Source organism: Streptomyces sp. NPDC002888 (genome assembly GCF_042888465.1).
Lineage (GTDB): Bacteria > Actinomycetota > Actinomycetes > Streptomycetales > Streptomycetaceae > Streptomyces.
On the sequence record NZ_JBIAPU010000029.1, the window covers coordinates 106,089 to 133,087 of the forward strand.

Consider the following 26,999-nt stretch of genomic DNA (forward strand, 5'->3'; position numbering starts at 1 on the left):
TCGTCGTCTCAGATGATCTGTTCCCGTTGGTGCTGCTGTCGGTGAGGGCGGCAAGCGATCGTCTCTGTCACGGCCTACGACCGGGGCGACATCACTCCATCGACTCCAGAATGCGGTCGAGTGTCCGGCGCCCCATGCTGCTCATCGTCGGATTGCTCTCGGCGTAGTACCAGATAACACCCATCGCCTGTTCGAACGCCCATGCCTTGCCGCGCTCCCACTCCAGATCGTCACAGGCCAGTGTCCGTCGGAGCACTTCCCGCGGGCCTGGCTGCAACAGGTGCCAGGCACTGACCAGATCCAGCGCGGGGTCGGCCGGGCCGAAGCCGCCGGTGTCGAGTACGCCGCTGAGCCGGTCTCCCGCGACCAGTACATTGCCGGGAATCAAGTCACCATGGCTCATCACGTCGGCACCCGTGCGCGGCAACACCCGAAAGTGGCTCCACACCTGGCGCAGCCGGGGCACGTCGAGCAGCCCCTCACTCTCCTCGAAGCACTTCGCCATCCAATCGTCGTGGTCGGTGAGAACGCCGCCACGATTTTCGCCGCTGAAAAGCCGCCCCCGCGTCTCGGCGTCCCGCAGGGCGGCGATGAAGGCTGCAAGGTCCTCGGCAAAAGCGTCCGACCCACTCGGGTCGGCATCAAAGGCGACCGTTCCCGGCAGCCATGTCTGGACCGACCACGGCATGGGGTAACCCGCTCCGGGCTTTCCCAAGGCGACGGGTTCCGGGGCGGGGAACCGGGACACCTGTGCCAGCTCCGCGCTCGCCTGGGCTTCCTGCTCCAGAACAGCCAGCGCCTCGGCGGCATCGACCAGACGCAGTGGGAAACGCGCGGAGAGGTCGTTCCCGATGCGGAAGATGGCGTGGACCGTCCCGGTCGACGACAGGGGTCGGATCGGCTTGCCGCTCCACTGAGGGAACTGTTCTTGGATCAAGGTCGCAACGATGTCGGTGGTCAGGTCCACCTGGTCATCGTGCATAGTCATTCTCGCAGGCCCTTCCACTAGTCCAATTCGAAACGCCGGAAGCAGACCAGATCAACTGAGACGACAGCCAGTATTCATACGCCAGGGTCCAGATCAACTGAAATTTTCGCCCACCCAGGTGTCTCAACCGTTCTGGTCGCCCCAGGTGACAGTGGCGGCTTCGGACCAGATCACTTGAGACGGGACACCGGCCTTTCGTCTCAACGAACCGAGTCGACCCGTCTCATCCAACTCAGTCCACGCAGGTCAGCGTCACGCGGACGACTCACTTCGTTGAGACAGGACAGCACTTGTCCCGCCTCACTCAATCGAGTCGTCGCTCAGCGGACCGAGTCGTTCGGGCTTCTGTCTGTGGTGGTCATACCGTTGCCGCGATGCGGCCGATCGCGAGCGCCTCTGAGCGCGTCCCGCTTTCGGTCCTTCGCGAGAACTCGGCGCCTGATGCCCCGGCGGCAACCGCTTCCCCGCGCCGATTCCCGTTTCACAACGAGACCGGCCCCGAATTCCTCGATCCAGACGCCCCAGGCAGTGCCGGCACCATCGGCCGCCCCCGAAGCACCCCGCTGTCCAGCGTCCCGCCTGCCGCTGAACCCATGCCGCAGGCATCGCATCGCCCGTGACCTGCTGGACCACCCATGATCGCAACATCTGCCTCCGTCACCGCCTCTGGATCGGCGACGGCATCACCCGCATCGACAAGCAAGTCGACATCGCCAGACTCCCCGACACACTGAGGGCCCAACGACGCCGAGACACGACAGAACCTGATCGCCCCTTACTTGCGCTACTGCTGAGGCCGTCGGCTCACTGATCCGCGTTGCTCAGCCGACCGGTCCCGTCATCGCGTGCGGCCGTACCGCCGGTTCGAGCAGCGACAATGTCCGCTGCCGCGCATCCAGACCGACACGGATACCGACCGGCATCGGCAGATTCGGGCCGGCATGTCCGAACTCGACGCACGGTCGCCGAGGACGTCGAGGACGATCTCTTGCAGGGTCGGGGACGCGTCGGGCGAGTCGAGTCCGTCGATCGCGGTCGGGATGCCCACGACCATGCCGGCGATTCGATCGAGGATGCCGGCGTGCCGCAGTACCTGCAGATAGTTCCACACATACGACGCTTGGCGGGGAGCGGCCCGGACAGCGATGCGATAACGACGAGATCTCCGGGCCTCAGGGCACGAGGTCGAAGCAGTTGAGGCAGCGCGGAACCGGTCACCGACGCAGTATCGCGACACGCGTAACAACACGCGACACCTTTACCTCGACCGCCCAGCAGACCTGGCCCGGACAGCCCCCGGCTGGTCCCCATGCATGAGCCGACCTCTGGGGAGTTACGTAAGCGCTCGCCGCAGGTGGGACCGGCTGGAACAGCTTCCACAACTCGCCCGGCACCAGCCGCTCAGGATGAGTCTCCGTAGCGGGTGGCAATCGCGGCGGCGCGATTGCGCAGGGCGGTGCGCAACGACTGCGGGGTCAGGGCTTCCGCGTCCGTGTTGAGCTGCCACAGCGCCCATTCGGCGTGTCGTGAATCTTGGAAGGTCACTTCCAGCCGCAGCCAGCCGTCTGCGTCGGGTTCTTCTGCGCGGACGGCCAGCGCGGTGTCCAGCAGGTCCTCCCGCCGCGCCGGGTTCACCCGTACCCGCACGGTGATGTGGTCGCCGCCGGAGAGAAACTGCGCGGAGCGTTCCCGCCAGATCCGGTCCAGATCGACCCGGTTCGGCCGCTGTGCCGTTTCGGGGAGTTCCTCGGCGGCCGACACCCGCGACAGCCGGTAGGTGCGGTCCGCGCCGGATCTCGTGGCCAGCAGATAGCTCCGGTCGCGTACGGTGACCAGGCCGATCGGGTCCACCGTGCGCCACTGTGGTGTCTGGCCCGGGGCCGCGTAGTGGATGCGCAGCTTGTGTCCGGCGAGCACCGCGCGCCGGACCTCGATCATGGTGGTGCCGGGTACCTCATCAGTGACCAGGCGGCGTGAGAGCAGGTCGGTCTCCGGGTCGACGAGAAATCGCTGGGCCGCGTCGCTCGCGGTGGCCCGGTGGCTTTCGGGCAGCGCGTCGACCACCTTCCGCATGGCCGATGCGAGCGCCGAGCCGAGGCCGAATACCTGCTCGCCGCGCCCCGATCCGGCGGTCAGCAGGGCAAGGGCCTCGTCGTGGTTCAGTCCGGTGAGCTCGGTCCGGAAACCGGGCAACAGCGCGAACCCGCCGTGCCGGCCGCGTTCGGCGTAGACCGGGACACCGGCCGCGGACAGCGCCTCGATGTCGCGCAGCACGGTGCGGGTGGATACCTCCAGCTCGCGGGCCAGCGTGTCCGCTGTCAGCCGACCGCGCTGGCGCAGCAGTAGCACCAGTGAGACCAACCGGTCGGCGCGCATGCGAGAACGTTAACGGAATACATGACTGAGGGTGTCGTGATTTGTTGGGAGGCTCGTCGACGCGACGTCAAAGCCGGCGGTTACCGAGCCGATGGACGTACGTACTCGCGATGAATGAATGGAGCTTGATGTGGCAGTGGAACGAACGGCGGTCAACCCGGTGACGTGGTCGGTGGAGATGGGATTCAACCAGGGTGAGGTCGTCTCCGGGCACACACGGACCCTGTACATCTCCGGGCAGACCGCGATGAGCGACGACGGCACGCCCCAGCATGGCGGTGACATGGCGGCGCAGTTGACGCTGAGCATCGACAACCTGGAGGCCGTGCTCGGCGAGGCCGGCATGACTGTCGCGAACCTCGTCCGGCTCAACGTCTACACGACCGACGTCGATCTGCTTTTCCAGCACTACGGCGTGCTGGCGGCGCGGTTGGGCGCCGCCGGGGTGGCGCCGACCACCACGATGCTCGGGGTGACGCGACTGGCGATCCCCGGCCAGATGGTCGAGCTGGAGGGGACCGCCGTCGCGTGATGTGACCTCGCCGCCTCGGCTACTCGACTTCATGGGGTCCCGAGGCGGCGATCCGACGGGGATACTCGCCCCTGTGGCGGACGAACCGAGTACCCACAACGAGATCTCGTCGGCGATCACGGGGAACGTGGTACAGGCAAGGACCATCCACCAGGTGGTCCTGCGGGAGCAGACCGGTGAGGCCCTCCCCGTGCCGAGGCAACTGCCAGGAGCGCCCCGGGATTTCGTCGGGCGTGCGGACTACGTGGTGACGCTGGACTCGCTGCTCGCCACCGCACCGGAGAACGCGGCGACCACCTGTGTGGTGGAAGGCACGGCTGGTGCGGGGAAGACGACGCTCGCACTGTGGTGGGCGCACCGTGTGCAACGCCGCTTCCCCGGCGGAACGTTGTTCGTGAACCTGCGCGGCTTCGACCGCGAACAACCGTTGGCCCCGTCGCTGGCGCTCACGTCGTTCCTCCAGGCGTTCGGAGTCCTTGAGGAGCGCATCCCCATCGGACTCGACGCCCAGGCGGGCATGTTGCGGTCGGTGCTCGCCGGGCGGCGGGTGTTGATGGTGCTGGACAACGCCGGAAGCGCGGAGCAGGTCCGGCCGTTACTGCCCGGCTCCGAGGGGTGTTTCGTGCTCGTGACCAGTCGGCGGAGCTTGACCGGACTCGCCGTCACCGACGCCGCTCGCTCGGTGCCACTGGATCTGTTCACCCCCCACGAAGCGGAACAGTTGATACGTGATGTGGTCGGCGAGGATCGAGTCGGAGGGGAACCGGAGGCTGTGGCGCACCTCATCGATCGGTGTGCGCGCCTGCCTCTGGCGCTTCGGGTCGCCGCGAGTCGCCTGGCCGCTCGCCGCCGAAGGAGCATCGCCGAACTGGTCGACGAGATGGGACGGGACCGTGCTCAGCTGCTGGCTCTGAGCAGCGCGAGTGATGATCGCAGTGCCGTGTCCACCGTCTTCGACTGGTCCTACACACAGTTGCCCGAGGAGCTGACCCGGCTGTTCCGCCGACTCGGCCTGCACCCGACTCCCGAGTTCGGTCTGCACGCGGCGGCCTCGTTCGGCGGCCTCGACATGACCGGCGCGTACCGACAGGTCGAGGAGCTGGTCGACGCGAATCTCGTCGAACCCGTCGGCCACCGCCGTTATCGCCTGCACGACCTGCTGCACGCGTACGCCGCCCGGCGCGCCGAGACGGACGAGCCGGCGGACGGCCGAGCCGCGGCGCTGTGTGACGGGCTCACCTGGTATGCGCGGGCCGCGCTCGCCGCTGACCGTCTGCTCTTCCCCGGACACCCGTCCCTGACGGTCGAAGTGGGCCACCCGGGCAGTGAGCTTCCCGTGGCCGATCGGTCCCAGGCATGGGCGTGGCTCGACACGGAGCGCATCACACTCCTGGCCGCTCTGAAGCTGGCGGTCGACCGCGACCTGCACAAGGTCGTCGTCGCGATAGCAGGCTCGATGCGTTACCTGGCGTTTCAGCCGCGCGCCCTGTGGCCGATCCGCCTGGATGCGGAGTCCCTCGGCCTGCTCGCGGCCCGCGCGGACCACGACTCGGGGGCCGAGATGACCTTCCTGCGCAGGCGGGCCGACACGTACCAGATGTTGGGGCGTTGGGAGGAGTCCGACGCCGACCTGGAGGAGCACGCCGCCCGGGCGGCCGAGAGTGGCGACCGGCTCCTGCTGGGCATGGCATTGAGTGGACTGGGACGCAGCCGAAAGCTGCAGAATCGGCTCCACGAAGCCTGGGACCACTATCTCCGGGCCTTGCCGTTGGTGCGGGGCAGCGAGCATGTGGAGGCCGTCGTCGAGTGCAACCTGAGTCAGATCGCCGTCGGGCTCGGCCGCTACCACGAGGCACTTGAACACGCGCGGCGCGAACTGGAGCTGCGCCGCGGCAGCGGCGACGTGGCGGGTGAGGGCTACGCGTTGCACGACATGGCGGTGGCATATCAGGCCCTGGGAGACGACCGTTCCGCCGTCGAGTTCGCGGAGCGCGCCATCGTGCTGTTAAGAGCCGCGGTCGCGACCGAGCGCTATCTGGCTCATGCCCTGGAAACCGCGGCGCTCTCCCACGCCCGGACGGGAGCGAGAGCCAGTGCCTCGCGGTGCCTCCGGGAGGCGGCGACGATCCTCGCCGAACTCGGCGACCCCCGGGCCGACGCCGTCCGCGAACGGGCGGGTACGGACGTTTCGCCGGGGTCGGGTACGGACGACGGGGCACCTCACGCCCCCGGTCCGCATGACACGCACCATGGGCTGGGCGCGGCCGGCACGGGGACAGAGACCTCCTCCAGCGTCAGCAGGTTGAGGCCGAACTGACGGTTGGCGGGCAGGGCGGGGACTCCGGTGATCAGGCTGATCACCGCGTGCGCCGCGAGATTTCCCGCGCAGCCCGCGCCGACCGCGCCGGCCGCCTGCGGGACGGTCGTATCGACTCCGGGCGGCCACTCGGTCCGTTCGGGCAAAGCAGCGAGACGGGCTCGTTCCTCCGCCGGACCGCAGTCGGCACAGGGCCCGTCCCCAGGTCGGTACAGCCCTACGCTGACCAGGGGCCCGTGGTAGCCGCCGTGCACCCATGGAGTGCCTGTCTCCCGGCAGACCCGGTTCGTCCACGACCGGATCTCCCGTGGCGTGTCCGCGGCGAGCAACACCACGTCGAAGTCCGCCGCGAGCGTGCGCAGGGTGGCCGGCGCATCGATGTCGAGGGACGCGCCGGTGATCTCGGCTGCGGAGTTGTACGAGCGCAACCGGCGCACGGCCGCGTCGGCCTTGGGCTGACCGACATCCGCCTCGGCGTAGAGGACCTGACGGTTGAGGTTGGACCACTCCACCACGTCGCGATCGACACAGTGGAGGTGTCCGACGCCGGAGAGGGCAAGGGCGAGGGCGGCCGTGCAGCCGACTCCGCCCAGGCCGATCACCACCACGCTCGCCTGCCCCAGCGCCACCTGGGCGTCCCAACCGGAGCGATGCGGAGAACGGTCCATCCACTGGAACAGCGCCCTGCTCCGGCTGTACCGCTCCTCGGTGACCTCGTCGAGACCACTCGGAGGTTCGTCGGCATCCTCGACATAGCCGGCGATCACGAGGTCGTCGATGGCGGCGCGCACCATGTGCGCGGGCTTGTGCGGAAACGACTTCGTCATGGCCGCTGCCACGGAGTCGACGGTTCGCGAGCCGTCCAGGAGTTCGAGCAGCGCCCATACCCAGCCATCACGGTCGACAAGGTCGCCCCGGATGCCGGGCACGATTCCGCCGATCCGCACGTGTTCCTTGCCGTAGCGCACGGGACGATGCGGAAACTTGATCCTCGGCCGGTGCATCACGCGCTCCCTATGCCTCGATCGAGTCGTGGCAGAACTCCGTCTCACCTTGCGGCTCGAAGAATTCGAGGATCACGAAAGCGGGTTGAGACGCGGGGGGATCCTGACGCGAGGGGTACGCTGACCGAGGCCGGAGCGCGGCGACGTCCGCGGGGTTCTGACGCGAGCGGGAGCTCACGAGGTGCGGGGCGGGGAGCACGTGGTCTTCTCCAAAGCCACTTTGGGCCCACGCGTCCACAGCGCGGGCGGCAACCGTGGAGACCTTCCCAGTGTTTCTCGGCGCTTCCGTTTTTCCGGGTGTTTCGGTTCCTTTCTGGAAAGTTGTGGCTCTGGGCGGGGAAGGTGACGTGACCGAAGTGGATCTGCGTGCCGCACGCACGGCTCACGAGGCGGCTGTGAAACGCGAGGTACAGGCTTTCGCGGAACTCAGGGAAGCGAGTATCCGGGCCAGACGCGCGATTGACGAGGCTTGTGAGAGGGCGGGGCTGCCGCTCAGGAAACTCGCCCAGCAGATGTCGATGACGCCATCGGCATTGAGCAAGCTGAACCCGCAGAAAGACGACGGAAGTTGGAAACCTCAGGGCGCCATCGCCTATCAGGCGATCGATGATTTCACCGCGAACGAGTTCCAGCTCGCTCGACTTCGTCGAGCTCTCGACGAGGCTCGAGCCCAGGTACGCCGCGCCGAGTCGGACGTCTCTCTGGCGGAGGCTCGGACGGACAGCGAGCGCCCGGGAACCACGGTCGACGCACCACCCGCCCCTCCGGACGGTGCCGAGGTGGTCATCGACGATGTTCTGGTCGATCAGCGACACGACAGCGTCGTACTCGATGTCAGGGTGCGCAACTCCGGTGTCCGGGCGGCCAACATCACGCGTACCGTGGTGCGGATCGTCGAGCGGCAGCGGTTCCTGACGGCGTACGCGCCCAGCGCTCAGTACGACCTGTTGATCGACGGCGACCACAACGAGGGCGGCGTGGCCCATGGCCTCGGCCCGGACGAAGTGGACCGTTTTCTCCTCACGTTGGGGTTCGCGGAACAGGAGATCGGCCATATGTTCACCGCGGAACTGATCGTGCACTTCAACCGTGACCGCACCTCGACCTCGAAGCGTTTCACCTTCGACTCCTGCTTCGAGTGAGGCTCAGCTGTCGTCCCGGCCGAACACCGCGAGCCCGAGGTGGTTGACGACCGGCTCGTGGCCGTTCCGGTCGATCGCCTCCCGTACCGCCGAGGACAAGCTTGCGCCGGGGTGACGCAGCGCCTGCGACAGAATGCGGGCGGTGGGCTCGCTGGGCAGCGGCCACAGCCCGGCGACCACGGTGCTGACACCGGCCAGCATCAGCACGGTCGGGACGGCCAGGGGGAACGCCGTCGGCGCGGGCCCGCCGGACCGGCATGCGCCGATCACCACCCGGCGGGGCAGGGGTGCGCGCGCGAGGTCGCTCATCCCCACCGGGCCGTCAGGCAGATGCAGCCGGTACTCGAGCCCCTCCCCACCACCGTGGGAGAGGATCAGCAGGAGATCGCCGGGGCCCGGATCAGCGGGGAGGCTGCCGAGTCCGCGGTGTCTTACGACCGGACCGCACAACCCGGCCAGCAGTTCTTCGCCGCCCGGGAGCCGCGTGTCCACGATGGTGTGCACGGTCGTCCACCCCGTCCTCGGTCGGGGCAGCGCGCCCGCGACGGACATCGACGGAGCGAGCACGACGGGTGCGGCGGCCCATGAGTGCCCGCGCACCCTTGCGGTCGTCCAGGGCACCGCGGCGAGTCGACCCATCGGGACGATGATCAACTCCCGGGCGACGGACCGGGCGTCGGACCGTGCGACGGAGTCCGCGACGTGCTTCGCAACAACGCCCGTGACGAGCCGGTCGATCTGTTCACGGGTGACCTTCGAGAGATCCGCGAGCGCGCCCCCGCTGAACGCCCCGAGTGTGGACCGGTCCTGTGCGTCCAGTCGCGCTCGGCGCAGGGAGAACCCGGCGGGTGTCCGCAGGTACACGGACGTGATGTCCACGATGACGCCGTGGAGGTCATGGCGCGGGTGAAGGAGGAGAAGGTCGCTCCCGTCGAGAGAGGCCAGGAGCCCTTCGAGATCCGGCCAGGCCGGCTGCCGTGCGGCACGACGCGAGAGCGCCGCCTGCAGAACGGACGGTGTCGTGCTGTCCGTTGCCCACGGGATCTCACCCGGCGTGAGGCCCGCGTCCACGAGCGCCTCGAAGAGTTCGCACAACAGGATGACCTCGTCCGAGGACGCGTCGATGAGGAGGAGGTCGATGGCCGCGTGCAGCCCCGCCGTCGCGGCGAACGGCACCTGCCCCAGCCCGCGCCGGGAACGCCAGTGACGCAGTGCGGTGGCCAGGCCCTTCCTCGCGGCCGGCAGGTCGAGTTCAGGCGCCGCGTACGCCTCCATGGCAAGGCGCAGACCCGTGAGCAGGTCGTCCTCGTGGCCCTGCTCGGCGACCTCCTCGAGGTCCACCAGCACACGTCGGGCGGCGGCCCCGCGGTCTCTCAGAGGCGTACGCGGGACCGTGGGCGCATCGGGGGGAGCCGTCCGGGTCGGTGCGTTCGACTCGACCCATCCTCGAACCGGGTTGTCGACGGGCAGCAGCGCCGCGGACCCGCGAGCCCGAGCTTCGGCGTCGGAGTCCCCGGTCGTCAGTGCCACCAGCATCCAGGCGTTGGCGGTCTCTTCCGTGGTGAGCCCACCGGCCGCGATCGCGCAACGGGCCGACCAGGCGGCCAGGTCGTACTGCTCGACGCGACGCATGGCTGTCGCCGCGGCGAGGAAGTCCGCCCCGCCGTTGTCCGAATGGCCCGTTCGTGCCATCAGGGCCAGGACCAGAGCTCCCAGCAGCACCCTGTGCTCCGGTTGGTCTGTCGCACACAGGTCGCGCGCGCTGATCCGTACGGCCAGGACGAGTTGGCGCTCGGTCAGTCGGGCGGGTGTGAACGCCACGGTGACGCCGCCGGCCGCCGCGGCCCTGGTCATCCTGTCGATGTGCGGCTGATGCAACTCGGTCAGCAGCGCGACGGCGAGATCCCGGTCCCCGGCGCGGGGTCGACCCAAGCACAGCCGGCTGAGGACGCTCGTGATCGCCATCACGAGGTCGTGCTCGAGGTCCTCGGTATCCGATGAGCGGTCACCAGGCGGGTGTGGAGGGACCATGACTCACACGATCCCGTGCACGGCGAGGCCCCACCGGTCCACGTAGCCGTCCGGCACGTGCTCGCGTGCCTCGGCCAGTACCGGCATCAGCCGCCCACCGGCCGCGACGCCCGAGATCACCTCCGCGATGATCCGCGCCGTCGACTCATGGGGCAGCGGCCACAATCCTCCGACGACCGTCGACATGCCCTGCAGCAGCATCGCGGCGGGCAGGTTGATCGGAAAGGAGACCGGCGGCGCCGCAAGTGATCTGCACGCCGCCACCAGCGCGGCTCTGGCCCGGGCAGTCGTGGCGAGACGCAGGACGGACAGCGGCCGGGTGGCGGAACCCGTGCTGAAGGTCAGTCCGGAACCGGACCCGTGCGCGTAGACGAGCAGCAGGTCGCTGTGCTCGCCCGCTTCCGAGCCGGTGTGATCACTGACCTTGAGACCGTGGACCGTGAGGCCGTGCACCGCACGCGCCTTCTCCAACGCCGTGACCACGACGTCGGCGTACGGCAGTTCCTCGTCCACGAACGCCGTGACGCTGTGCACGGTGCCGTCGAAAGGCGGTAGCCGGGCGTGGACCGACATCGACGGCGCCATGCTCACCGTGGTCGACCGCAGCAGTGCCGAAGCCTGCCAGGGAACCGACCACAGCTCGCCGTCCGGCACGATGACCAATGAGGGAAGCCGCTGTGAAGCCAGGCGGTCGAGCAAGGAAGCCGGAAGCAGTGATCGGACCAACCGTTCGACGTCGTCGACCGCCGTGGACGACACGTTCCCGGGGTGCCCCCTGCCGAACGCGCCGAGCACTGCGGCGTCCTCGGGCTTCAGCAGGGTCGACTTGATCGCGACCGAGTCGGGCGGCTCCACATACATGCTCAGGACGGAACCGTGCCGCGTCGACAGCATCCGCTGCCTGCGGAGGATGAGGGCGGGACGGCCCCGGAGCCCGTCGACGCAGGCCCGCAGATCGGGCCAGGCCGGGCGCCTTGTCGCCGCTTCCGCGAGCCTGGCCTGCGTCGTGGCGGGCAGGTCGTCGGTCGCGTCCGGGAAAGAGATCTCCGACAGGCCCGCGTCGGCGAGGGCCTCCAACAACTCGGCCAGCACATCCACCGATTCGGGCGTCGCGCCGATGTGCAGCAGGTCCGTCACCATGTCGATGCCGGCTTTCACGGTGGGTGGCACCTGGCCGTAGCGCTGACGTCCCCGTAACAGGCCGACCACGTCGACCAGCGCCTTACGGGCGCCCCGCACGTCGACCACCGGCTGGGACAGGGCGACCATGGCCCTGTGCATGGCCGTGACCAGGGGATCACCGGTCTCACGGGCGGTTTCGGCGAATTCCCGTGCCAGGGACAGCGCGGCCGCCCGTCTGTCACCGGTCCGAACGGCGTCACCTGCCGAAGACAGGCTCTCCGGGGCTGCCGGATACAGGTACGGGCGAACGGATCGGGCCCATTGCGCGCGTGGATCGTCCGCAGGCAGCGACTCCGCGAGTGCGTACGCTCGTCGGATGTCGGACCGGTCCTGGGAGATCAGCGCCAGAACCAGACGGGCCGCGGTCTCCTGGGACGGGGTCAGATCGGCCCTGGCGGACAACGCCCGTTGTGCGGCCCAACGGCCGAGGTGGTCCTGGTCGATCCGCTGGGCGGACATCGCGACCGCCACGAAGTCCGCCGCGGACCGGTTGCTCAGCCCCTGCTTCGCCAACAGAGCCAGCGACACGGAGACGAGAAGCCGCTCGGTGTCCCCGAGTGCGGTGGGGAGCAACCGGTATGCCGCGTCGAGGGCGGCCCCCGCCGACTCGGCATGCACGTCGTCGGTGGACCGGAAGGCGGCCGACACACCTCCGGAGGCCGCGGCCAGCAGCTCCGTATCCACTTTCTGGGCCACGACGGAGAGCAACAGACGCCGGGCGGTCTCGCCGTCCCCCCGACGTCCGCGATCCAGACACTGACGGCACAGCAGTTCAGCCAGTGCAGCCATGGGCACGTCGTCCGCGGTCACGCGCGCATCGTGCCACAACGGCCTTTCCGCCAGGGCAGGGAACGCCGGACCGGCGTGCCGGTGCGCCGGGCTACACCGGCTGCGGAGTGAAGGGCAGCAGTTCGTCCACGCCGGGCTGGACGATGCCGTAGCTGCTCTCGGGTACCTCGTTCCAGGCGCCAGGGAGGTCGCCCAGGGGTTCGGAGACGATGAGGCGGGTTTCGTCCGACACCTCGCGCAGGAAGGTCAGGTCTGGGTGGAGTGCGCGCAGGGTCTCCACCTCGGTGCTGTAGTACAGGGAGCGCGAGGCTCCCTGGGTGGAGTAGCGGAACGCCCACATCCGTTCCCCGTCGGTCACGGCGATCGTCATCTGCAGCGGGAACTCCACTCCGTGCCGGCGACCGGTCGCCTCCACGAAGCCGGCCATCCGTGCGACGGCGCCCGGCGGATCCTCTTCCAGGCCGAAGGTGAGCGCCAGGTAGAACATCGTCTCGGAGTCCGTCGAACCCTCGATACCGGGGAAGAGTTCGGCGTCGACGGCCACGGCGAGGTCGCGCCGGATCAGGTGGAAGTCGGCGATCGACCCGTTGTGCATCCACATCCAGCGGCCGTGGCGGAACGGGTGGCAGTTGGTCTGCTGCACGGCGGTACCGGTCGAGGCCCGGATGTGCGCGAAGAAGTGCGGGGAGCGGACGTGGTCGGCGATCTCCCGCAGGTTGCGGTTGTTCCAGGCCGGCCCGATGTCCCGGTAGACGGCGGGGGTGTCGAGCTCGGACGCGTACCAGCCGATGCCGAATCCGTCACCGTTGGTCGTCTCGACGCCGAGTCGGGAGTGCAGGCTCTGGTCGATCAGCGAGTGCTCCGGTTTGTACAGGATGGTGTCGAGCAGGACGGGGGTTCCCGAGTACGCCAGCCACCGGCACATGGCTACCGCCTTTCCGGTTCACTTGTTGCGTGCGGGCGGTGTTCACGGTCTGCCCGGCGGCGGGCGTCGAACGGGTCGGAGGACTCGTCCTGCCGGGCCACGCACAGCGCCCAGATGATGAATCCCGAGAGGGCGATCATGACGACCGACCAGACCGGGTAGTACGGCAGGGACAGGAAGTTGGAGATGATGACGAGCCCGGCGATGGCCACTCCGGCCACGCGGGCCCACAACACCGCCTGGAAGAGCCCGAAGCTGACGATCACGGCGAGCGCGCCGAGGATCAGGTGGACCCAGCCCCAGCCGGTGAGGTCGAACTCGAAGGCGTAGTTGCTCGTCGTGACGAAGACGTCGTCCTCGGCGATGGCCATGACGCCCCGGCAGACGGCGAGCAAGCCTGCGATCATGAGCATGACTGCCGCGAAGACGGTCAGGCCCTGCGCCCACTCCCGCTGCGCGGTGTGCGGGTGCCCGGTGTGTGTCGCGGTCATCCTGCTGCCTCGTTTCAGTGTCGGGTGAGGACCTGTTCCTTCGCGCGGCGGAACTCCTCGTCCGAGATGTCACCGCGGGCACGGATCTCGGAGAGCCTGGCGAGCTCGTCGACGCTGCTGGACGGTCCGCCGCCGCCCTGGGCCGTCTCGCGGATGTAGGAGTCGAAGGCCTCCTGCTGGGAACGCGCCTGCGCGACTTCTCGGCGGCCCATGTTCTTGCCGCGGGCGATCACGTAGACGAAGACGCCCAGGAAGGGCAGGACGATGGCGAACACCAGCCAGCCGGCCTTGCCCCAGCCGCTCAGGTCGTCGTCTCGGAAGATGTCGACGACGACCCGGAAGAGCAGGACGAACCACATGATCCACAGGAAGAACAACAGCATGGACCAGAAGACGCTCAGCAGCGGATAGTCGTAGGCGAGGTACATCCCACTCATCTCTCTCCTCCGTTCCGGGCCGGTGGCCCGTTCCGGGCCGGTGGCCCGGCAGCCGTTCCGTGCCACTCTCAGCGTGCGCACGGCAAGCGGCGACCGTCCTCACCCGAGGCGGGTGAGTCAGGGCCCCGCTCGTCCCGGTGCGTGGGCGCCCTCCCCTTCGGTGGGATTCGCGGCCGCGAGCACCGCCATGACGGCCAGCGCGACCAGGACCAGGCCCACGACGAGCACCACCGCACCGACCGTGGGGCGGTTCCAGAGCACGAGTGCGAGGGCGCCCGCCCCGATGGCGACGCCGGTCGTCCACGACCGGTGGGCGGCCAGCCAGCGGCCGGTCGCTCCGGTGCGCAGGCCGGCGCCGCTCAGCGCCTCCCCGGCCGCCGTGGCCCCCCGCTGGGACAGCTCCCGTACGCCGCGTGCGGCACGCCCCGGGCCGTACAGGTAGGCGGCCAGGGCAGTGATCACGGAGACGACGAGGAGGGTGCGTGTGCTGTCGCGCAGGAAGCGGACGAAGGTGTCGAAGATCGACGCGGCCGCGTCCTGGGGCAGCGTCGAGGAGGGAACCGCGTCCAGGTAGACCCGCCGCACGACGGCCAGTCCGACCAGCAGCACCACCATCATCACGCCGACGCCCAGCGCCGTGATCAGCAGCATCACCCGGTGCCCCGGAGCGGTCCAGACGGCGAGGGCGGCGAGGGCGAGGGTCAGCACGGGCAGCCAGGTGCCCATGATGTCCAGCAGCCGCATCGCGTCCTGTGCCTCGCCCAGCTTGTCCGTCTGGAACAGGGTGACCTTCTTGTCGGGGGCGGGGATGGCCGAGGCCTTGTCGAAGCCCGCGTCGACGAGGCGCTGCTTCACCTCGTCGACGACGGTGCCGAGGTCGAGCTGAATGCTGTCGCCCGTGGCGCGGATGGCGCCCTCCTGCGAGCCGGTGAGCATGTTCACCACGGCCGCGTGCGCCTGCCGGTTCGCGGTCACCCAGGCCTGCTGGAAGAAGTCGCTGGTGATCACGCGGGTGACGTTGCGCTTGACGACGGTCTGGACCGCGGAGCGCAGCGGACCGGCGAGGGCGTCGGCGCCGTCCACCACGCGCGGCGGTGCCCCGGCGTCCGACAGCACCTTCTTGAGCGAGTCCGTCACCGCCTCGACGTCCACGTTCGCCACCACGCGCGCGGTGAGCTTGTCGATCACGACCTTCTGCACGTCGGGGTCGGACGCCAGCGGCTCGACGGTCTGCACGTACCGGTCGGTGTCGGCGACCTGGTCGTCGACCCAGGCCGCGACGACGGCCAAGGGCGCGAGCAGCAGGGTCACCACCAGCAGAACCGCGGCCCCCGCCTTGCGCAGTCGCCGGTGGCGTACCCCCGCGGCGCGGCGCAGCCGCTCGTACTCGGCGCGTTCCTCCGGGGTCAGGTCATGACCGCTCTCCGGAGTTCCGCCGGGATCGGACGGGCCTGGGGTGTTGCCGGGGACCATGGCTTCTCCTTGGTCGTGCGTGCCGTCCCCGGAGGCGGCCGGCACCTTGCCGTCGGGGGTCGGAAGGGCTGGGGCACGGCGTCGAGCGGAGGTGTCTCGGACGGTCTCGGCGTGGCGCGCGGCGCCCGAGCGGTGCGTGACCTGCCCGGTGCGGCTCGCCAACGCCAGCGTCCCGCGGGCCGTCCGCCACCGGGTCACCCGAGGCGGGTGATCCCTGTGCGTCGCGGGGGGCGGTGAACTGGTGCCCGGAGCCGCGCGGCGGCGCGCGGCGCAACGGACGAAGAGACACGAGATGAACGATCCATCGGCTGCCCGGACCGAGCCCGCCCGGCAAGGGCAGGTGAAGCGTCCGGAGCGACCGGGACCGCGTGCGTCGGTCGTGTCCATGGTGCGGGCCGTGGGCGTCGCGGTAGGTCTCGTCACCGCGTACTACCTGCTCCCCATGGACAGGGCCGACCAGACCGGCGACTCGGCGTTGCTCGCGTGCGGCCTGCTGGCCGTCGTCCTGGTCTTCCTGTGGGAACTGCGGGCCATCGTGCGCTCGCCTCACCCCCGCCTGCGGGCCGTCGAGGCCCTGACCGCCACGCTCGCGCTCTACCTGGTGCTCTTCGCCGGCATGTACTACCTCCTGGAGCACTCCTCCCCGGGCTCCTTCAGCGAACCGCTGACCCGGACGGACGCCCTGTACTTCACGCTCACCACGTTCAGCACCGTCGGGTACGGCGACATCACGGCCCGGTCCCAGACGGGGCGGGTGCTGACGATGCTGCAGATGACCGGCGGGCTGCTGATCGTGGGTGTCGCCGCACGCGTACTCGCGGGCGCGGTCCGAGCGGGCCTACGGCGACAGGGCCGGGAGACGCCACCGGACTGAGGACACCTCACCGGTCACCGGGAGAGGCGCTGGTCCCAGGACTCGGGAGCAGGCACTGGTCCCAGGACTCGGGAGCAGGCACTGGTCCCAGGACTCGGGAGCAGGCGCTGGTCCCAGGACTCCCTCACTCCGGCTGCTGGCGCATCTCCAGCACCCGCAGGCCCAGCGACTGGCAGCGTGCCAGCAGCCCGTACAGGTGCGCCTCGTCGAGGACGGAGCCGAACAGGACCGTCTGACCGGACATCACCACGTGGTCCAGCTCCGGGAAGGCTTTGGTCAGCGTCTCCGACAGGTGTCCTTCGACGCGGATCTCATAGCGCATGGAGTGCTCTCCGCCGGGTGGCCTGGGACAGGCGGGCCGCGCCCTTTCCCTGCGATCGTCCGCCCCGGCGCACCGCGTGGCCTCACCCTGGGGAGGTGATACCGCCGCCCGGCGCGCCGCCTGCGTCAATGCTTCAGGAAGAGCTTGAAGGAAACGATCAGCAGACCGAGCAGCAGGTTCACCGCGGCGGTGGCCGCCACCAGGCGCCAGGTGGCTTCGGCGCGTCGGGCCGCGGCCGCCGACCAGCCCACCTGTCCCGCCACGGCCACTCCGAGCGCGAGCCACAGCGCCCCCTGCACGTCGAGGCCCAGCAAGGGGCTGGCGGCCACGGCGACGGCCGGCGGGACGGCTGCCTTGACGATCGGCCACTCGTCGCGGCACACATGCAGCACGATCCGGCGGTCCAGGCTCTGCTGCGCCAGGCGCGCGCCGAACAGCTGGGCGTGCACGTGCGCGATCCAGAACGCCACGCCGGTGAGCAGCAGCAGCGCCACCAGTTCCAGACGCGGGAACGAGCCCAAGGTTCCGGCGCCGATGATCACGGAGGTGGCGAGCATGGATCCGTAGACCCCACCGGTGTAGTCGGCACGGGCCCGACGCTCGGCGGTCCGCACCGCGCGAGACGTGGGGCGCCCGGTCGTCGGCATCACGGCCTCCTTCGCGCAGCGGCCTCCCCCAGGGTGAGTGCTCTCGACCGAGCAAACCGACGCCGGACAGACCCTCACGCCCCGCGCCCCCCGGGTGAACATCCCGGCCTCCCCCGGATCAGTGCCTCCGGCCGACCGTGTCGGTCGCCGCGCCCGTGTCGGACGGGTCCTTGCGGCTCGCTCGCCCGGCCGGCAGGTGGGGTGTGACGAGGAAGGCGGCCAGCGTGACGCCCCCGGTGGCGAGGATCGCCGCCTTCAGGCCGTCCAGCTGTGCCGAGGCGTAGGAGTCCGTCAGGGCGTCGACCTCGGCCGGCGGCAGCCCGGCGCTCTCGGCCGCCGAGCGCACCTGCTCGGTGGGCACGAAGCTGATCCCGGCTTCGAGGGCGACGCTCGTCTTCCGGCGGGCTTCGTCCGACAACTGTGGGTTGTCCTCCACCTGTGCGGTGAAGGCGTGGGCCAGTGCGCCGATGAGGAGTGATCCGATGAGCGCCGTGCCCAGCGCGGAGCCCAGGTTCTGGGCCGTGAACTGGAGCCCGCCGACCTCGCTGCGTTCCTCCTCGCCCGCGCTGGACTGGACGACGTTGCCCAGCTGCGAGGCGAGCAGACCCATGCCGACGCCGAGCAGGGCCATGGCTCCGGCGAACTGCGCGTCGTCGATGTCCGGCTCGATGGTGGCCAGCAGCCACACGATGGCCGCGGCCAGGGTCAGCAGGGCCGACCGCACCATCCGGCGCGCGCCGACCGCCCGTCCCAGCCGGGCGGCGACCAGGGAGGCGACGAGCATGGCGACGGACACGGGAAGCAGCCGCAGCCCCGTCTGGAAGGCGTCGAACCCCTGGACCACCTGGAGGTACAGCGGGATGGTGAAGAACAGTCCCAGCAGGATGAGGTTCTGAAACAGCAGCGACATCAGACCGGACCGCAGGACGGGCCTGCGCAGCAGGGTCAGGTGCACCAGCGGGTCGGTGCCGTGGGCCTCCCGGCGCCGCTCCCAGCGCCCGAAGAGGGCCAGTACGGCCACTCCGGCGCCGATGACGAACAGCGTCGGCGCGAAGCCCATGACGGTGAAGGGCGGGTTGCGGGGCTGGACCCACCCCCACGTCCCGCTCTGCAGCACACCGAGCACGCCGAGCCCGAGACCGGCCGCCGAGAGGCCCGCGCCGACGCCGTCCAGGTGGGGGCGCGGACCGGTCCGCGGGGGCTCCGTGATCACCCGCCGGAAGCACAGGACGACCAGCACGATCACCACCTCACCGGCGAAGACCAGCCGCCAGGTGAGGTACGTCGTCACCCAGCCGCCGAGCAGCGGACCGACCGCGATGCCCGCACCGGCCAGCCCGCCGATGACGCCGTAGGCGACGGCCCGGTCGCGGCCTCGGTAGGACTCGGCGACGAGGGCCGCCATGGCCGGCAGCACCATCGCGGCACCGAGCCCCTCGATCACCGACCAGCCCAGCGCGAGGACCCACAGCGTCGGGGCCACGGCCGTCAGGGCCGACCCGGTGGCGTACACGACGAGACCGAGGAAGAAGAGGCGGCGGCGCCCGAGGATGTCGCCGAACCGGCCTCCGGTGATCATGAAGGCCGCCATGACCAGTGCGTAGAGGGTGATGACGGCCTGGATGGCGGTGACCTCGGTGTCGAAGTCCTCGACCAGTTGGCTGATGGAGACGTTCATGACGGACGTGTCCAGCACCATCAGGAACTGGGCCGTGCCCAGGACGATCAGTGGCCGCCAATGCCTCACCGTCTCCACCTCGCCGAGTCGGCCCGGGACGCCGGTGGGCATCGGTCGGGCAGCGACCGCCGCCGCCCGGCCGCCGTCTCCATCGCAGCTCAGGAGCCTGTCGGGTGCCTCACCCGCCACGGGCGAGTCTGCTACCACGTGTCCGATGATCACAGACTGGCGAAGCCGAACGTGTCATGGCAATCGCAGCTCACGTGCCCCACGCACCGCGTCGGGAGTCGATCACGATGAGCCCCGGGGGGAGAATCTGGGGAGTTTCGACTGCCAGGCCGATTTCCCTGCCTCCCGAGCAGGCCGTCAATGGCGGCGCGCCCCCTACTCCCGGCCTCCGGCATGAAGTGGGCATAGTAACCAAGCGTTACAGCTGGCGAAGAGTGACCGAGCCACCGCGCCAGAGTCACCACGGACTCCCCCGCCTCCAGCATGATCGAGGCATAGGTGTGCCGCAGCACATGAAGCCCGTCCCTCGGCGCCGCCTGCCACTGCCAAGGTTTTGCCCCTTTGGGGCGCGGTGGAATGACGCCGACCTCGGCCAGGGCCGGCTTCCATGTGTTGGTGATCCCGCGCATCATTGGTAGTCCACCGCCACGCCCTGCTCGCACATCGAAAGGCACCACCCCACGACCACAGAGCAGCCAGAGGCCGGCAGACGATCACGCCGCCGCGTAGCTGGCCCGGAACAGATCGTGCGCCCGCTCCACGTCTCGCGGCGTACGCAGCTGCACCTCCAGATCACCCGTCCCGTGGTGACCGAGACCGGACACGTCACGGGTGAAACCCGGAACGAGGTCGACGTCCTGCGGATCGACCTTCAGGTAGACCAGCAGCTAGCTGCGCTGCGGTGGGCAGAGGCAGGCGGCCTGGCAACGGGAGGAATCCGCGGTCGCACCCGCCGTGGCCCGGAGCTGCCGCGTCCGCGTCCGCCACGTTCCTCAGTCATGGTCCGGCAGCAGCCGGATCATGTTCCAGGAGAGAGGAGCTAGTTCGCAGCGGAGCATCTCGCCGTCGATGTTGGCCCCCGTGGCCGGATACGGGACGACCCGGTCGGGTTCGGCCAGGGTGTTACGGGCGTCGGGGTCCGCGTCCGCCAGCACGCTGTGCTCGGCCACCCGGGACACGTCGGTGCCGTGCAGGACGACCTCCAGCGGCAGCGACCGGGTCTGGCTGCGGTTCACGGCGAACACGGTCACCGCCCCGCTGGTCTCGTCCAGCACCGCCGTGGCGTGCAACAGTGGCACCTCTCCGAACTTGGCGGTCGTCTGCACGGGGCTTCGCGGATCGACTTGCAGCACCCGGCCGCGGCCGTGTCGCGACGCCTGCGCGAACGGGAAGAACGTGGTCTGCCGCCAGGCGGGCCCGCCGGGCTCGGTCATGATCGGGGCGATCACGTTGACCAGCTGCGCCAGGCAGGCCACCGAGACGCGGTCGGCATGGCGCAGCAAGGCGATCAGCATCGAGCCGAAGACCACCGCGTCGGTGACCGAGTAGCTGTCCTCCAGCTGCCGCGGCGCCTCGGGCCAGTCCGGCGGGTTCTCGTCGAAGTCCTGCTGGAAGCGGGACATGTACCAGACGTTCCACTCGTCGAAGGAGATGTTGATCTTCTTCTTGGATTTCAGTCGGGCGCCCACGTGGTCGCAGGTGGCCACCACGTTCTCGATGAACGCCTCCATGTCGACCGCCGAGGCGAGGAAGGAGTCGCGATCGCCGCCGCTCTCCTCGTAGTAGGCGTGCATGGAGATGTAGTCCACCAGGTCGTAGGTGTGCTCCAGCACGGTGGACTCCCACGCGCCGAAGGTCGGCATGCTCTGGCTGGAGCTGCCGCAGGCGACCAGTTGCACGTCCTTGTCCACCATGCGCATCGCGCGGGCGGTGGCGGCGGCCAGCTTGCCGTAGTCCTCGGCGCTCTTGTGGCCGATCTGCCAGGGGCCGTCCATCTCGTTGCCCAGGCACCAGAGCCTGATCCCGAACGGTTCCTTGTCGCCGTGCGCCGCGCGCAGGTCGGACAGCGCGGTGCCGGAGGGGTGGTTGGCGTACTCCTGCAGCTCGATGGCCTCCGCCACGCCTCGGGTGCCGAGGTTCACCGCCATCATCGGTTCCCCGTCGCGGCCGAGCTTGCGCAGGAAGCCCATGAACTCCGACAGGCCGAAGGCGTTGGTCTCCGTCGTGCGCCAGGCCAGGTCGAGCCGGCGCGGTCGCTGCTCCACCGGGCCGACGCTGTCCTCCCACTTGTAGCCCGAGACGAAGTTCCCTCCCGGGTAGCGGATGGTGGTCACTCCCAGCTCGCGGACCAGCTCCAGGACGTCGGTGCGCAGTCCTGCCTCGTCGGCGGCGGGATGGCCCGGTTCGTAGATGCCGGTGTACACGCAGCGCCCCAGGTGCTCCACGAAGGAGCCGAACAGGCGCGGGTCCACGTTGCCGACGGTGAACGCGGGGTCGAGGGTGAAACGGGCGGGAGCGGTGGGCGGGTGGGACATGGCGGCCTTTCGTGCGCGGGCATGGCGGCGGGACAGGCGTGATCAGCGGAACGGGGGTGTCCGGTGGGATCAGGCTCGGGCGACGGCTTCGGCGGAAGTCCAGGATTCGGGCGGCAGGAGCAGGGTCGAGATGCGCTCGCCGGGGTGGATCTGCTGGAGGGGTTCCAGTGCGAGATCGCGGGGGTCGCGGGCGTCGGCCGCGGTGAGGGTGTGCGCGGATTTGATGTCGAAGGCGCCGAAGGCGGCGTGGTCGATGGTGAGCTCGACCGGTTCGCTGCCCCGGTTGGTGGCGAAAATCGCCGACTGGCCGCTCTCCGGGGCGTAGGTGACGGCGGTCGCCACCTGGGGGACGGCGCCGTACGTCAGGGTCTCGAACAGGGGCGCGGTGAGCCGGGTGCGCAGGGCGTGTCCACGGGCGGCCTGTGCGGCGGCGGCGAACGGATGGAAGATCGCCTGCTTGCTCGCACCGCCGCCCGGCTCCGTGAGGATCGGCGCGCTGACATTGACGAGGAGGGAGAGGCAGCCGATCTTGACGCGGTCGGCGTGGTTGAGGATGCCGATGATCAGGTCACCGAGGACGACGGCGTCCAGGGCTCGGTAGGGGTCTTCGGTGATCCGGGGCGCGTGGCTGATCTCGTGGTTCTGGCCCTCGCCGACGGGTGAGGCGGTGGCAGCCGACGACCACACGTTCCACTCGTCGAGCGAGATCATCATCTTCCGCGAGGAGCCCAGCCTGGCGCTGACGGCGTCACAGGTGTTGGTGACGTCCGTGATGAAGCGTTCCAGGCGCTGCCCGGAGGCGAGGTAGTCGCGGCGGTCGGCGGTACCGTCGTAGTACGCGTGCATGGAGATGTAGTCGGCGACGTCCAGGGTGAGCTCGGCCACGGTCGCCTCCCAGGCGCCGAAGGTCGGCATGTGACGGAACGAGGAGCCGCAGGCGACCAGTTCGATGCTCGGGTCGACCAGGCGCATGGCCTTGCCGGCCTCGGCGGCACGGCGTCCGTACTCGGCGGCCGTGGTGTGGCCGATCTGCCAGGGGCCGTCCATCTCGTTGCCCAGGCACCAGGTTCGCACCGCGTGGGGGGCGGGGTTCCCGTTGGTGGCGCGCTCGCGGGCGAGGGTGGTGCCGTCGGCGAGGTTGCAGTACTCGACCAGTTCGGCGGCTTCCTTCGGCCCGGCGGTGCCGAGGTTGACGGCCATCATGGGTTCGATGCCGTTCCTGTGCGCCCAGGGCAGGAACTCGTCGATGCCGACCAGGTTCGGTTCCAGGGAGCGCCAGGCGAGGTCGAGGCGGGTCGGGCGGTCGGCAACCGGGCCGATGCCGTCGCGCCAGTCGTAGCCGGACACGAAGTTGCCACCCGGGTAGCGGACGACGCTGACGCCCAGTTCACGGATCAGAGCGGTGACGTCGCCACGGAAGCCGGCTTCGTCGGAGGTGAAGTGGCCGGGCTCGAAAACCCCTGAGTACACGCAGCGTCCCATGTGCTCCACGAAGCTGCCGAAGATACGCGGATCGATCTCGCCGACGTCGAACAGGGGATGGACGGTGAGGTGGGCGTGCTGCCGTGTGGTCACGTTCGGAGCCATTCCTTCGGCGGTGGACAGGGGGCAGAGGGGCAGAGGGACGGTCTCGACGACGGACGCCCGCGAGCGGTCAGCGGCTGCTGCCGGCGAGCAGGCCACGGATGAAGTGGCGCTGCAGGAACACGAAGAGCAGCACGGTCGGGATGGTCGCGAAGGTGCAGGCGGCCATCAACTGGCCCCACATGTCGGCGCTGCTGACGCCGGCCTGCGCGCCGCTGACGTTCGAGGACATGCCCGCGAGGAGGACGGCCAGGGTCTGGTGCTGCTGGTCGTTGATGGCGACGATCGGCCACACCAGATCGTTGTAGATGTTGAACAGGGACAGGACGGCGAGGGCTGCGAGGGCCGGTCGCAGCACGGGGACCACCACCGACCAGAAGGCGCGCAGCGGTCCGCAGCCGTCGATCCGCGCGGCGTCCAGCAGTTCGTCCGGGATCTCGCTGATGGTCTGCCGCATCCAGAACACGCTGAACGCGTCGACCGCGCCGGGGAGGATCAGCGCCTGGTAGGAGTTGATCCAGTTCAGCTGGCTCATCTCCAGCAGCAGCGGGATGATCAGTACCAGGGTCGGCAGCATCAGGGTGAGCAGCACCAGCCCGAACAGCGCGTTCTTGAACGGGAAGTGGAACTTGGCGAATCCGTAGCCGGCCAGCGGACTGAAGACGAGCAGCATCCCGCCCTTGCCCGCGACCACGATGGCGGTGTTGGCCAGGGCGTGCAGGATCGGCGTGTTGGCGAACATGCCGGTCCAGTTGCGCCACGTCGCCGCGGAGGGATCGAAGCCCAGAGGGTCGTTCAGGATGCTCGCGCCCGGTCTGAAGGACGAGGTGACCATCCAGATGAGCGGGTACAGGAAGGCGACCGCGGCGAGCAGCATGCAGGCATAGCCGGCCACGGTGCGGACGCGCCGCCAGGCGGACCCGGTGACCGATGCGGTGGTGGCGACGGCGGGCGGGCAGCCGGTCAGGGTGCTTGTCATCGGCTCAGTCCTCCTTGGCTCGCAGGACACGGATCGCGACCAGCGACAGCAGGAGGACGAGGACCACCAGGAGGAAGGAGTTCGCCGCACCCGTGCCGAGGTCGGAGGCCGAGATGTGGTTGTAGAGGTACAGGCCCGAGGTGGTCGAGGAGTTGTACGGACCGCCCTTGGTGAACATGAACGGCTCCAGGAACATCTGCGAGATGCCGAGGGTGGAGATGACGAGGAAGAAGCCGACGGCGCGGCGCACCAGCGGGAGGGTGACGGAGAAGAAGGTGCGCACCGGGCCGGCCCCGTCGAGGGCCGACGCTTCGTACACCTCGGGCGGGATGCCCTGCACCGCGGCCAGCATGATGATCAGGGCGAATCCGCTGGTCTTCCAGAGAACGAAGAGGGCGATGGCCGGCTTCGCCCAGGTGGTCGTGGTCAGCCAGCCGATCTGCGGCCCGCCGAGCACGTCGAGGATCCGGTTCAGCATGCCGAAGTGGTCGTCGAAGATCAGGAGGAATGCCTGCGCCATCGCTGCCAGAGGTGTCACGTAGGGCAGGATGACGACGGTGCGCAGGGCCTTCTTGAACCGCAGGTGTGAGCGGGTCAGGAGGCTGGCGACCGCGACCGCGCCGAGGGTCTGGGCCGGCACGATCAGCAGCCACATCATCCCGGTGTTGCCGAGCGAATCCCAGAAGTCGTGGTTGGTCAGCAGGTAGGTGTAGTTCGACCAGCCGACCCAGCGCAGGTCGCCCGCGCCGTGCCAGTCGCTGAAGCTGAGCTCCAGGGCGTAGCCGAGCGGGTAGGCCGTGAACGCGGCGAAGAGCAGCAGGAACGGTGCGACCAGGCCGAGCCCCCACCAGCGCTCCCGCCGCGCCCGGACCGAGCCGGGGCCCGGACCGAGGCGCCGACGCCGGCCGCCCGGGGCCGGGCGGGAGGCCGGGGCCTGCTCCCCGGTCCTCGGCGCCCGGGTGTTCCATGTCAGGTTCGTCATGCCGGTCAGGCCCGGTCGACGAGGTTGGTCTGGATGTCGGACGCGGACTTCTTGATGACCTCGTCCACGCTCATCTTCCCGTCCATCAGCTTCTGCAGGTTCGCGCCGAGGTAGGAGGTGGCGGCCTGGTTGAACCAGGACGGGACGCGGTAGCCCGACGGAATGGCGAGCGAGGCCCGGGTGCCGACCTCCCACAGGTTCTGGTTGCCGAGGCCGGCCAGCGGCTTGAAGAGCGAGGTCTGCGGGACGAGCGCGGACTTCACCGACGGCAGGGCGGTGTTCAGACCGTTGGGGTAGACGCTGTTGCTGCCGAACACGGCCCGGTAGCCCTCCGGGCTGTAGACCGCGTGCTCGTAGAAGAGCCAGGCGAGATCCGGGTTGGCCGCCTTGGCGGGGATGACGAACGAGCTGCCGCCCATGACACCCGAGCGCGCCCCGCCCTTCGTCCACGCGGGAAGCTGCGTCACCCGCCAGTGGCCGGTGCTCTTCTTGAAGGTGCCCTGAACCAGGAAGTTGTACCAGATCGCCCACGGGACCAGGGAGACGGTGCCACCGTCGGCCTGAGCGATCTGTGCGGAGCTGGCGAACTTGCTGCGGGCTCCCAGCCCCTCGTCCGCGACCTTCTTGATCCAGGTCAGCGCGGTGCGGAAGGCGTCGGTGTCGAGGGTGAGCCTGCCCTTGGCGTCGACCAGGCCGGTGCCCTGCTGCTGGTTGACCATCATCATCAGCCACTGCGTGGCCAGGTTCGGATCCTGCTCCAGCGGGATCGGCCGGGCCTTGGCGTCACGGCCCTTGATCTCACGGGCGGCGTCCAGCAGGGCGTCGTACGAGGTGAGCTGGGCGGGGTCGACCTTGGCGGCGGCCAGGATGTCCTCGCGGTAGTAGAGCAGGCCCGGGTCGGTGTCCCAGGGGATGCCGACAAGGCGGCCGCCGGTGGTGTTGCTGTCCAGCTTGTACTGGACGGTGTCGGCGCGGTACTTCGCCATCTGCGGGGTGAGGTCGGTCAGGTGCTCGGCCTGGCCCAGCACGCTGCCGTCGCCGAAGAACGAGCCGTCGGGCACGCCCGCACCGGAGATCAGCGCCGGGGGCAGCTTGGTGTCGATGTCGACGCCGACGAGCTTCAGGGTCACGTTCGGGTACTTCTTGTTGAACGAGGGCACCACACCGCGGAACACCTTCAGCAGGTCATCGTCGCGGAACCAGAGAGTGGCCGTGCCCTTCGCGTTCGCGGGTGCGGTCGAGCCGAGAGCTTTCGGGGCCGCCGAGGAGCCGGGAGCACAGGCGCTGAGGGCACCGGTCGCGGCGGCCCCGGCTCCGGCCGCGCCCAGCAGGCGCAGCAGGGAACGGCGGGAGGTACCGGCGGCAGAGTGAGCGACGGGTACGGCGGCTCTGTGGTCGGAGCTGGTAGAAGACATGCGGGTCTCCTTTGACTCCTACCGGCTTCGTCAGGAGAAGCGCGTGAGGAGTGAGGGTGGGTGAGTGAGCGGCACGCGCACTGGCGGAGACCGCTGGGTGAGGCAGGCAAGGCGGGTGGACGGCACGGTTACTGGCGAGGGGTGCTGGGGTGGTGCGGCTCCAGCGCCGTAGTAGCGGCCCGTACCTGGGTTTTTCGCCGCCCGTGGCCCGGTGGGAACAGTGGGCGACCAATCAGGTTCCAACGTTGTACCCTTGGTGCGGCAGCTGCGTCAATGGCCCGTGGTCAC

Annotated in this window: 21 protein-coding genes and 1 pseudogene; 4 read left to right on the forward strand and 18 right to left on the reverse strand. The window is 69.4% G+C overall.

The features are described from left to right. Window positions 1–91: 91 nt before the first annotated feature. Both ACFYWX_RS36490 and ACFYWX_RS36495 read right to left on the reverse strand, forming a co-directional pair. Window positions 92–988: an aminoglycoside phosphotransferase family protein gene (locus ACFYWX_RS36490; RefSeq protein ID WP_389429145.1), complete on the reverse strand. Its 897-nt coding sequence runs from the start codon at window positions 986–988 to the stop codon at window positions 92–94. Between the two features lie 1,401 nt (window positions 989–2,389). Then, window positions 2,390–3,364, reverse strand: coding sequence for a helix-turn-helix transcriptional regulator (locus ACFYWX_RS36495; RefSeq protein WP_389429146.1), 975 nt, complete (start codon window positions 3,362–3,364; stop codon window positions 2,390–2,392). A 136-nt stretch (window positions 3,365–3,500) separates the two neighbouring features. On the opposite strand from ACFYWX_RS36495, the gene ACFYWX_RS36500 reads away from it, so the two are divergent. Continuing rightward, window positions 3,501–3,896 carry a RidA family protein gene (locus ACFYWX_RS36500; RefSeq protein ID WP_389429189.1) on the forward strand — a complete coding sequence of 132 codons (396 nt, stop codon included), beginning with the start codon at window positions 3,501–3,503 and terminating at the stop codon, window positions 3,894–3,896. A gap of 73 nt (window positions 3,897–3,969) precedes the next feature. Further along, window positions 3,970–6,213: a tetratricopeptide repeat protein gene (locus ACFYWX_RS36505; protein WP_389429147.1), complete on the forward strand. Its 2,244-nt coding sequence runs from the start codon at window positions 3,970–3,972 to the stop codon at window positions 6,211–6,213. Here the strand turns inward: ACFYWX_RS36505 and ACFYWX_RS36510 are convergent. After that, window positions 6,117–7,217 carry a HesA/MoeB/ThiF family protein gene (locus ACFYWX_RS36510; protein WP_389429148.1) on the reverse strand — a complete coding sequence of 367 codons (1,101 nt, stop codon included), beginning with the start codon at window positions 7,215–7,217 and terminating at the stop codon, window positions 6,117–6,119. The genes ACFYWX_RS36505 and ACFYWX_RS36510 overlap by 97 nt on opposite strands. A 347-nt stretch (window positions 7,218–7,564) precedes the next feature. Here ACFYWX_RS36510 and ACFYWX_RS36515 point away from each other — a divergent pair, with 347 nt between their 5' ends. Next, window positions 7,565–8,359, forward strand: a complete 795-nt coding sequence (locus ACFYWX_RS36515) for a hypothetical protein (RefSeq protein ID WP_389429149.1) — start codon at window positions 7,565–7,567, stop codon at window positions 8,357–8,359. A 3-nt stretch (window positions 8,360–8,362) separates the two neighbouring features. Here ACFYWX_RS36515 and ACFYWX_RS36520 read toward each other — a convergent pair whose 3' ends face one another. The 6 genes from ACFYWX_RS36520 to ACFYWX_RS36545 form a co-directional block, all read right to left on the reverse strand. Further along, window positions 8,363–10,324, reverse strand: a complete 1,962-nt coding sequence (locus ACFYWX_RS36520; RefSeq protein ID WP_389429150.1) for a CHAT domain-containing protein — start codon at window positions 10,322–10,324, stop codon at window positions 8,363–8,365. A 69-nt stretch (window positions 10,325–10,393) separates the two neighbouring features. Next, window positions 10,394–12,382 (reverse strand): CHAT domain-containing protein, encoded by a 1,989-nt coding sequence (locus ACFYWX_RS36525; protein ID WP_389429151.1) that lies wholly within the window; start codon window positions 12,380–12,382, stop codon window positions 10,394–10,396. A 70-nt stretch (window positions 12,383–12,452) separates the two neighbouring features. Continuing rightward, complete coding sequence (locus ACFYWX_RS36530; RefSeq protein ID WP_389429152.1) at window positions 12,453–13,286, reverse strand: class II glutamine amidotransferase; 834 nt, start codon at window positions 13,284–13,286, stop codon at window positions 12,453–12,455. Between the two features lie 2 nt (window positions 13,287–13,288). After that, window positions 13,289–13,777 (reverse strand): hypothetical protein, encoded by a 489-nt coding sequence (locus tag ACFYWX_RS36535; protein ID WP_389429153.1) that lies wholly within the window; start codon window positions 13,775–13,777, stop codon window positions 13,289–13,291. A 14-nt stretch (window positions 13,778–13,791) separates the two neighbouring features. Beyond that, a complete protein-coding gene (locus ACFYWX_RS36540; RefSeq protein ID WP_389429154.1) occupies window positions 13,792–14,214 on the reverse strand; it encodes an SHOCT domain-containing protein in 423 nt (140 codons plus the stop codon). 117 nt (window positions 14,215–14,331) lie between these two features. Continuing rightward, window positions 14,332–15,687: a hypothetical protein gene (locus ACFYWX_RS36545; RefSeq protein WP_389429190.1), complete on the reverse strand. Its 1,356-nt coding sequence runs from the start codon at window positions 15,685–15,687 to the stop codon at window positions 14,332–14,334. Between the two features lie 397 nt (window positions 15,688–16,084). Between ACFYWX_RS36545 and ACFYWX_RS36550 the strand changes: the two genes are divergently transcribed. After that, window positions 16,085–16,561 carry a potassium channel family protein gene (locus ACFYWX_RS36550; RefSeq protein WP_389429155.1) on the forward strand — a complete coding sequence of 159 codons (477 nt, stop codon included), beginning with the start codon at window positions 16,085–16,087 and terminating at the stop codon, window positions 16,559–16,561. A gap of 124 nt (window positions 16,562–16,685) precedes the next feature. Here ACFYWX_RS36550 and ACFYWX_RS36555 read toward each other — a convergent pair whose 3' ends face one another. The 9 genes and pseudogenes from ACFYWX_RS36555 to ACFYWX_RS36595 all read right to left on the reverse strand — a co-directional run bounded on the left by ACFYWX_RS36555 (window position 16,686) and on the right by ACFYWX_RS36595 (window position 26,711). Further along, window positions 16,686–16,883: a hypothetical protein gene (locus tag ACFYWX_RS36555; RefSeq protein ID WP_389429156.1), complete on the reverse strand. Its 198-nt coding sequence runs from the start codon at window positions 16,881–16,883 to the stop codon at window positions 16,686–16,688. 125 nt (window positions 16,884–17,008) lie between these two features. After that, a complete protein-coding gene (locus ACFYWX_RS36560; RefSeq protein ID WP_389429157.1) occupies window positions 17,009–17,530 on the reverse strand; it encodes a hypothetical protein in 522 nt (173 codons plus the stop codon). Between the two features lie 118 nt (window positions 17,531–17,648). After that, window positions 17,649–19,277 (reverse strand): MFS transporter, encoded by a 1,629-nt coding sequence (locus ACFYWX_RS36565; protein WP_389429158.1) that lies wholly within the window; start codon window positions 19,275–19,277, stop codon window positions 17,649–17,651. 653 nt (window positions 19,278–19,930) lie between these two features. Continuing rightward, a pseudogene (locus tag ACFYWX_RS36570) lies at window positions 19,931–20,134 on the reverse strand (transporter); the annotation flags it as partial. Between the two features lie 75 nt (window positions 20,135–20,209). Further along, complete coding sequence (locus ACFYWX_RS36575) at window positions 20,210–21,751, reverse strand: alpha-N-arabinofuranosidase (RefSeq protein ID WP_389429159.1); 1,542 nt, start codon at window positions 21,749–21,751, stop codon at window positions 20,210–20,212. A gap of 69 nt (window positions 21,752–21,820) precedes the next feature. Beyond that, on the reverse strand, window positions 21,821–23,326 hold the full coding sequence (locus tag ACFYWX_RS36580) for an alpha-N-arabinofuranosidase (RefSeq protein WP_389429160.1): 1,506 nt from the start codon (window positions 23,324–23,326) through the stop codon (window positions 21,821–21,823). Between the two features lie 79 nt (window positions 23,327–23,405). Next, window positions 23,406–24,314 (reverse strand): carbohydrate ABC transporter permease, encoded by a 909-nt coding sequence (locus ACFYWX_RS36585; RefSeq protein ID WP_389429161.1) that lies wholly within the window; start codon window positions 24,312–24,314, stop codon window positions 23,406–23,408. Between the two features lie 4 nt (window positions 24,315–24,318). Continuing rightward, window positions 24,319–25,296: a carbohydrate ABC transporter permease gene (locus ACFYWX_RS36590; RefSeq protein WP_389429162.1), complete on the reverse strand. Its 978-nt coding sequence runs from the start codon at window positions 25,294–25,296 to the stop codon at window positions 24,319–24,321. Window positions 25,297–25,301: 5 nt separating this feature from the next. Next, window positions 25,302–26,711, reverse strand: a complete 1,410-nt coding sequence (locus ACFYWX_RS36595; RefSeq protein ID WP_389429163.1) for an ABC transporter substrate-binding protein — start codon at window positions 26,709–26,711, stop codon at window positions 25,302–25,304. Between the last annotated feature and the right edge of the window lie 288 nt (window positions 26,712–26,999).

Coding starts and splice junctions, on each gene's coding strand:
- ACFYWX_RS36530 (WP_389429152.1), bottom strand. CDS start 13,286: ATGTGCCGGTGGCTGGCGTACTCGGGAACCCCCGTCCTGCTCGACACC.
- ACFYWX_RS36540 (WP_389429154.1), bottom strand. CDS start 14,214: ATGAGTGGGATGTACCTCGCCTACGACTATCCGCTGCTGAGCGTCTTC.
- ACFYWX_RS36590 (WP_389429162.1), bottom strand. CDS start 25,296: ATGACGAACCTGACATGGAACACCCGGGCGCCGAGGACCGGGGAGCAG.
- ACFYWX_RS36495 (WP_389429146.1), bottom strand. CDS start 3,364: ATGCGCGCCGACCGGTTGGTCTCACTGGTGCTACTGCTGCGCCAGCGC.
- ACFYWX_RS36520 (WP_389429150.1), bottom strand. CDS start 10,324: ATGGCGATCACGAGCGTCCTCAGCCGGCTGTGCTTGGGTCGACCCCGC.
- ACFYWX_RS36545 (WP_389429190.1), bottom strand. CDS start 15,687: ATGGTCCCCGGCAACACCCCAGGCCCGTCCGATCCCGGCGGAACTCCG.
- ACFYWX_RS36490 (WP_389429145.1), bottom strand. CDS start 988: ATGACTATGCACGATGACCAGGTGGACCTGACCACCGACATCGTTGCG.
- ACFYWX_RS36555 (WP_389429156.1), bottom strand. CDS start 16,883: ATGCGCTATGAGATCCGCGTCGAAGGACACCTGTCGGAGACGCTGACC.
- ACFYWX_RS36595 (WP_389429163.1), bottom strand. CDS start 26,711: ATGTCTTCTACCAGCTCCGACCACAGAGCCGCCGTACCCGTCGCTCAC.
- ACFYWX_RS36535 (WP_389429153.1), bottom strand. CDS start 13,777: ATGACCGCGACACACACCGGGCACCCGCACACCGCGCAGCGGGAGTGG.
- ACFYWX_RS36560 (WP_389429157.1), bottom strand. CDS start 17,530: ATGCCGACGACCGGGCGCCCCACGTCTCGCGCGGTGCGGACCGCCGAG.
- ACFYWX_RS36510 (WP_389429148.1), bottom strand. CDS start 7,217: ATGCACCGGCCGAGGATCAAGTTTCCGCATCGTCCCGTGCGCTACGGC.
- ACFYWX_RS36585 (WP_389429161.1), bottom strand. CDS start 24,314: ATGACAAGCACCCTGACCGGCTGCCCGCCCGCCGTCGCCACCACCGCA.
- ACFYWX_RS36575 (WP_389429159.1), bottom strand. CDS start 21,751: ATGTCCCACCCGCCCACCGCTCCCGCCCGTTTCACCCTCGACCCCGCG.